Source organism: Actinomadura sp. KC06, from assembly GCF_004348735.1.
Taxonomy (GTDB): domain Bacteria; phylum Actinomycetota; class Actinomycetes; order Streptosporangiales; family Streptosporangiaceae; genus Spirillospora.
In genome coordinates this window covers 1-6,433 of sequence record NZ_SMKT01000282.1, presented here as the reverse complement: position 1 = coordinate 6,433, position 6,433 = coordinate 1, and the positions used below count along the sequence as shown (strand labels likewise).

3 protein-coding genes are annotated in these 6,433 nt (G+C 72.0%); 1 reads left to right on the top strand and 2 read right to left on the bottom strand.

Annotated features, from left to right (window positions below; all coding sequences use genetic code 11):
* Positions 1–386 precede the first annotated feature (386 nt).
* Positions 387–2,921, bottom strand: coding sequence for a GNAT family N-acetyltransferase (locus E1287_RS41405; protein ID WP_131971294.1), 2,535 nt, complete (start codon positions 2,919–2,921; stop codon positions 387–389).
* Positions 2,922–3,046: 125 nt separating this feature from the next.
* Between E1287_RS41405 and E1287_RS41400 the strand changes: the two genes are divergently transcribed.
* Positions 3,047–3,970, top strand: a complete 924-nt coding sequence (locus E1287_RS41400; RefSeq protein WP_131971292.1) for a sugar kinase — start codon at positions 3,047–3,049, stop codon at positions 3,968–3,970.
* A 905-nt stretch (positions 3,971–4,875) separates the two neighbouring features.
* Here E1287_RS41400 and E1287_RS41395 read toward each other — a convergent pair.
* Entirely contained in the window at positions 4,876–5,901 is a 1,026-nt protein-coding gene (locus E1287_RS41395) for a LysR family transcriptional regulator (RefSeq protein ID WP_207934782.1), read from the bottom strand.
* Positions 5,902–6,433: the final 532 nt, after the last annotated feature.

The following is a 6,433-nucleotide window of genomic DNA, read 5'->3' as shown; positions in this document are numbered from 1 at the left end:
CCCAGACCCCCCGGCCCCCCACGCTGACGGGCCTGGCGCGCTAACCGACCCACCGCACCGACCGACCCGGCGCACGCGTCAGCCCGGCGCCCTAAGCGGCCGCCACACGGATCGGCCCGACCGAGCTGACCGGCCGGGCGCACAGATCGGCCCGGGCGCACCACCCGGCCCGGCGCACGGACCGGCCCGGGCGCACTAACCCGCCCAGCGCACTGACCGGCCCGGGCGCACTAACCCGCCCGGCGCACTGAGCGGCCGCCACACGGATCGGCCCGGCCGAGCTGACCGGCCCCGCGCACGGAGCGGCCCGGCGCACGGAGTGGCCCGGCCCACTGAGCGGTCCGGCGCACTGAGCGGGCACCGCGCTGAGGGGTGGCTGAGGTGTGTCAGGAGAGGCGGCGGGGCCCCAGCTCGGGGCGTGGTCCCAGTGGACGAGCCAGGCTCAGCGTCACGTCCCGGACGGTGACGCCCGACGCGTCCGCCATGACCGGGCTCAGCTCCAGCCGCGCCACCTCCGGCAGGTCGTAGCCGAGGCGGGACGCGCGCAGCAGCAGGTCCTCCAGGGCGGCCAGGTTCACGGGTTCCGCGCCGCGATGGCCGAGCAGCAGCGGCGCGGTGCGGATGGCGCGGATCATCTCGGCCGCGTCGACGTCCGCGAGCGGCGAGAGCCGGTAGGCGCGGTCGTCCAGCAGGGCCGCGGTCTCGTCGGCGATGCCGAACGAGACGACCGCGCCGAACGAGTGGTCCTCCCTGATCACGATCCGGGTCGGCACCCCGCCGCCACCCGCGCCCACGGCGACGTCGATGCCGTAGCAGGCCAGAAGCTCGACCGCCTGCTCGGACGAGACCTCCACCGGTCCGCCCTCGGCCCCGGCGACGTCGGCGGGAGGCAGCCAAGCGGCGACCAGCGCGCGAGCGCGGTCCCGGTCGACTCCGTCGAGCTCCGGCGTCCGCCCCGCCGGACGCTGCCGCCACTGCGCGTACCTGATCACGTACGCCAGCGCCCGGACGGCGTCCTCCGGCGACGGGTAGGAAGGCACCGAACCCTCCGCCGGCATCCCGTCCGGCCCGGTCACCCGCAGGTCGGCCGGCATGCCCTCCTTGCCCAGGTACGTCGCCACGATCGGCTTCTCGGCACGGGCCGCCAGCCGCATGATCTTCTCGGGGACGCGCACGTCGTACCCGCCGATCGTCGGGGGCGTGAACAGCGCCACCACGGCGTCGACCGTCTCGTCCGCCAGCGCCGAGGCGAGCGCCGCCTCGTAGTCGTCTGCGCCCGCCCGCGGGCCGAGGTCGATGCGAGGCCGGACGTCCAGGCCGAGGGCCACGGCCTCGTCCTGCGCCAGCAGGCCCAGCGAGTTCGAGTTGTCGATGATCGCGATGCGGTCGCCCGCCGGAAGCGGCTGGTAGGCCAGGACCTGCGCCACGTCGAACAGCTCCGACAGGTCCTCCACGCGGATCACGCCGGCCTGCTCGAACAGCGCGCTGACCGCGTGGTCGGGCAGCGTCAGCGCCCGCGCCGCGTGCCCGATCGGGACGCCCTGCGTGCTGCGGCCGCTCTTGACCGCCACGATCGGCTTGCGGCGGCCCAGCCTCCGGGCGAGCCGCGCGAACTTGCGCGGATTCCCCAGCGATTCCAGATACAGCAGGACGGCCTTCGTCGCCGGGTCTTCCTCCCAGTACTGCATCAAGTCGTTGCCCGACACGTCCGCCCGGTTGCCCGCGGAGACGAATGTGGAAAGCCCCAGACCGCGCTCGGCCGTCCGCTGCAGAATCGCAATTCCGAGGGCGCCCGACTGTGAGAAGAAACCGACCGGCCCCCGTCCCGGCATCGTCGGGGCCAGTGTCGCGTTCAGGCGCACGTCCGCGTCCGTGTTGGCGATTCCCAGGCAGTTGGGCCCGACGACACGCATCCCGTAGGCCCGCGCGAGCCGCACCAGCTCCTCCTGCCGGCCGCGCCCGTCGTCCCCGATCTCCCCGAACCCGGACGACACGACGATCAAGCCCCGCACGCCCTTGCTCGCGCACTCCTCCACGACCTCGTGGACGGCGTCCGCCCGGACGGCGACGACCGCGAGATCCACATCGTCCGGGATCTCCAGGACCGACGGATACGCGCGGACGCCCGCCACCGCCACCGCCGTCGGATGCACCGGGTACACGGGCCCGCTGAAGTCGCCCGCCAGCAGGTTCCGCAGCACGGTCTGCCCGACGCTGTGCTCCGCCCGGCTCGCCCCGATCACCGCCACCGACCCCGGGAACAGCAGCCGCTGGATCGACCGCGACTCCGCCCGGTGCTCGCGGGCCGTCATCACCTCCAGCGACGTGTCCGTCGGCTCCAGGTCCAGGACGAGCTCGATCACGCCCTCCTCGAACCGCTGCTCCGCCCGGTACCCCGCCTCCCGGAACACCCGCGTCATCCTGCGGTTGTCGGGCAGCACGCTCGCCACGAACCGGCGCACGCCCCGCTCCCGCGCCGCCGCCGCGATGTGCTCCAGCAACACTGGCCCGAGCCCGCGGCCCTGGTGCGCGTCCTCCACCAGGAACGCGACCTCCGCCGTCTCCGGCCGGTCGCCGTCCACCGCCCCCGGCTGATCACCGACGCGGTCATACCGGACGACCGCCACCATCTCCTCACCGATCGTGGCGATCAGCGCGACCCGCCGGTCGTGGTCCACGCCCGTGAAGTGTGCGACATCACGGTCCGACAGGTGCGGGCGCGGCGAAAAGAACCGGTAGTAGATCGACTCCGGGGACAACCGCGCGTAGAAATCGCGCAGAAGCTCCGCGTCATCGGCCCGAATGGGGCGCAGATGCGCCGTCCCGCCGTCGCTGAGGACGACGTCGGCCTCCCATTGATCCGGGTAACGCTCGGTCACGTACCCGAGGGTAGGGCACCGGCTCCCGCCCGCCCGCGGCATGAAAAACAGGCTTCCTCGGTTTCGCTGCGCGTTCGAGACCTAATCGGGGCGCAAGAGCTGTTACGGTCGAGCACACGCTCAGAATTGCCGCTCGCGCGGGCCGTGTTGATCGAGGTGATGACTCCATGACGCGCGTGGTCGTGGTCGGCGATCTCATGACAGACACCGTGGCACGTGCCGCGTTTCCCCTGGCCAAGGGGAGCGACACACCTGCCGCCGTGACGATCCACGGTGGCGGCTCGGGCGCCAACGTGGCCGCCTGGCTCGCCGTGGAGGGGATCGACGTCGCCTTCGTCGGCCGCCGCGGCTCCGACATCGCGGGCCGGAACCGGGACATGGAGCTGATGGGGTACGGCGTCGACGCCCGCCTCGTCATGGACGGGGAGCGTCCCACCGGGACGTGCGTGGTGATGGTCACCCACAAGGGCGACCGGACGCTGCTCTCCGACCCCGGCGCCAACGCCGCGCTCCTCCCCGAGGACATCGAACGGTGCAAGGACCTGTTCACCCAGGGCACCCACCTGCACCTGTCCGGCTACTCGTTGATCAACGAGGGCTCCCGCAAGGCCGCCATCCACACCCTCGACCTCGCCCGCAAGGCGCAGATGTCGGTGTCGGTGGACGGCGGCTCGTCCTCCCCGCTCAAGCGGATGGGCGCCGAGCCCTTCCTGGAGTGGACGCAGGGCGCCCGCCTCCTGGTCGTCAACGCCAAGGAGGCCGAGATCCTCACCGGCCGCGACTCGCCCGAGCAGGCCGCCAAGGTCCTCACCGCCTGGTACCCGCAGGTCGTGATCAAGGCAGGCGCGGACGGCGCGCTCTGGTACACCAACGGCCGTCCCGAGCCGGTCACCGTCGCCGCCGAACCCGTTGAGAAGGTCGCGGACGGCACCGGCGCGGGCGACGCGTTCGTCGCGGGCTTCATCCCGCCGTGGCTGGACGGCAAGCAGCCCGCCGACGCCCTGACCGCCGGCTGCCGCCTGGCCGCCCGTGCCATGCAGCACCTGGGCGCCCGCCCCACCCTCGACGTGGTCGACAACCAGATCAAGTAACCCCCGCGCCGGTTCGCCCTCAACCCAGGACCTTCCAGGAGGGCGACCGGCGCACCAGCATCAACGCGAAGCCCTCACCGGCCGACCGCCCGCCAACGAGCACATTCATCCCCACGCCTCCGACCGCCTCGGTCCCGCATACCCCACGCCGCACGCCCGCTCGATCCCGTCGCCGAGCGCGCTGACCGTCGGTGGAGCTGTAGCGGGCGGACATCTAGACGCTGGAGATACGCGAAAGCCCAGGCAAACGGCGTCGTCGCAACACTTCACGCACACGCGGACGACGAACGTGGCCTCGCCGGTACGGCACCAGACTGCGCCGCGGTTTCCGGATGCTGGCACGTTCCGCGCGGCTGAGCAGGGACTGCATCGCCATCGCGGCCCACGCGGCCGCGAACTGCAAGAACTCGACCTAGCCGCGGTGAACGCGCGTTCGGTGAGCGTCCCGACGCGCATGACGCCGACCAGCGCCGCCGCCAATGAGCGGAACGCCAAGCAGCGCGCGAAGACCCCCTGGACCAGGAGCGGATGATGCACGTCGACGCCGGACACGCCGGTGACGGAGACCCGCCGCCACTCGTGAACGACGCGTCCAACCAGCCGAACGCCCAGCAGCGCGCAAAGACCCCTGGACCAAGAGCGGATGGTGAACGCCAGCACCGGCCACGCCGATGGAGACCGGCCGCTGCTCGTGGGCGACGCGTCCGGCCAACGGAACGCAGAGCGGCGCGCGAAGGCCCCTGAATCAGGAGCGGAGGGTGAACGCTGGTGCCGGACACGCTGGTGATGGAAACCGGGCCGCCACTCTTGGGCGACGCGTCCGGCGAAGGGAGGGAGGTTGAGGGCGGCGGAGCAGCAGGTCAGCCTGTCTGGGCGCCACGGGGGCGCACGGCTGGAGGCCGGGGTCAGGCGAGGGGGGTGTAGGTGCGGACGTCTTCTCTCACTGCGGCCCACAGGCGGTTGAGGGGGTGGCCGGCGTCGTAGCGTTCGAGGTCGGCGCGGCGGACGAAGGCGCCGGTCATCAGTTCCGCCTTGGGCTCCAGGTCGTCGTGGAGCGCGATCGTGCGGAGCGGGACGGCGTCCGGGTCGTCCTGGGCGGCCATTCCGCGGCCGATCGAGCCGGTGACGATCATGCAGCCGCGGACGAAGCCGGAGCGCAGCAGCGACAGGCCGTAGTGCACGTCGTCGATGTCGGCGACCACCGTGAGGCGGTCGCGGAAGCTCGTCCCGTACCAGGTGGCGAGCAGATCGGCGACCAGCCCGGCGGGCGGCACCACCAGGGGCACGCCGGCGAGCCGGCTGGTCTCGACCGGCGTGGACGGCAGCTCGGCCTCCGGCAGGTTGGTCAGCAGCAGCGCCTGGCCCCGGGCGTACTCGATGACCTCGTACTCCTCCAGGCGCAGGTCGCCCTCGGGGGTGCTGACGATGCTGCCGCAGATCAGGTCGACCTGCCGGGTCTCCAGCCGTGACCACAGATCCTTCGTCCGGACGTGGGCGACCTTGAACTCCACCTCGCGCTGCCGGAACTCCTCCGACACCAGGTTCCACGCCCGCGACACGATCGGCAGCGTGAACTCGGTGGTGCCGACGGTCAGCATCCGGCCGAGGCGGCGGCGGCTCCAGTGAATGGACTCCAGCCATTTCTCGAACGTCAGGCGCGCCAGTTCGACCGTGGCCTCCCCCGTCGGTGTGAAGAGGAAGTCCTTGCCGCGCCCCTGGCGGACGGTCAGCACCTCGCCGCACAGCGTCTGGCTGTTGCGGTTGAGCGTATCGAGCTGCTTCTGAACGCTGGACTGCTCGCGCCCCAGAACGCGGGCGGCCCTGAGCGCGGAGCCCGTCTCGTGCACGACCAGCAGCGTCCGCATTTGGTCGAACGTCATATCGAGCAGCCCGGACGGGCAGTCCAGGAGTGCGTCAAGGGTCGGTGACACGGTGAGGGACATTACTATCTGTTCCGCAACCCCCGTCGAAATGGCCGGACGGTCACCCTGACGGGAAATGATGACATTTCCCGCTGAACTTATCTCAAGATGTTCTCTCAAACAACTGGACAGAGTTTTCTAACCTCTAGAACACTTCGTTCGGGCCACCACTCCCTGCCGCCGCCAACCGTCCCATCAAGGGCGGCGGCGCTCCCGGGCGTGCCCCGGCGGTGCCGGCCGCCGGGGCCGCCGCTCGGGTCCCGACTCCCGTTCGCCGCGGCCCTTCTCCGCCGCGGCGCCGGGGCCGGACGCCGGCCCGTGTGCGGGGCCGCGCGCACGGGCCGGCCCGATTCGTCCCGCCCGCGCCCACGGGGGCGCGCGGGCGGCACACCCTCCGCCAGCTCAGTTGGGGGTGGCCAGGGCCAAGGGGAGGGTGGAAGGGGCGCCGGCCTGTCTTAGGAGGCGGGTCGCGACGGTCATCGTCCAGCCGGTTTCTATGCGGTCGTCCACTAGGAGGATGGGGCCTGGGGTGTCGGGGAGG

What these genes read in the sequence shown, in the direction of transcription:
- E1287_RS41400 (WP_131971292.1), top strand. Translation starts at nt 3,047, where the DNA reads ATGACGCGCGTGGTCGTGGTCGGCGATCTCATGACAGACACCGTGGCA.
- E1287_RS41405 (WP_131971294.1), bottom strand. Translation starts at nt 2,921, where the DNA reads ATGCCGCGGGCGGGCGGGAGCCGGTGCCCTACCCTCGGGTACGTGACC.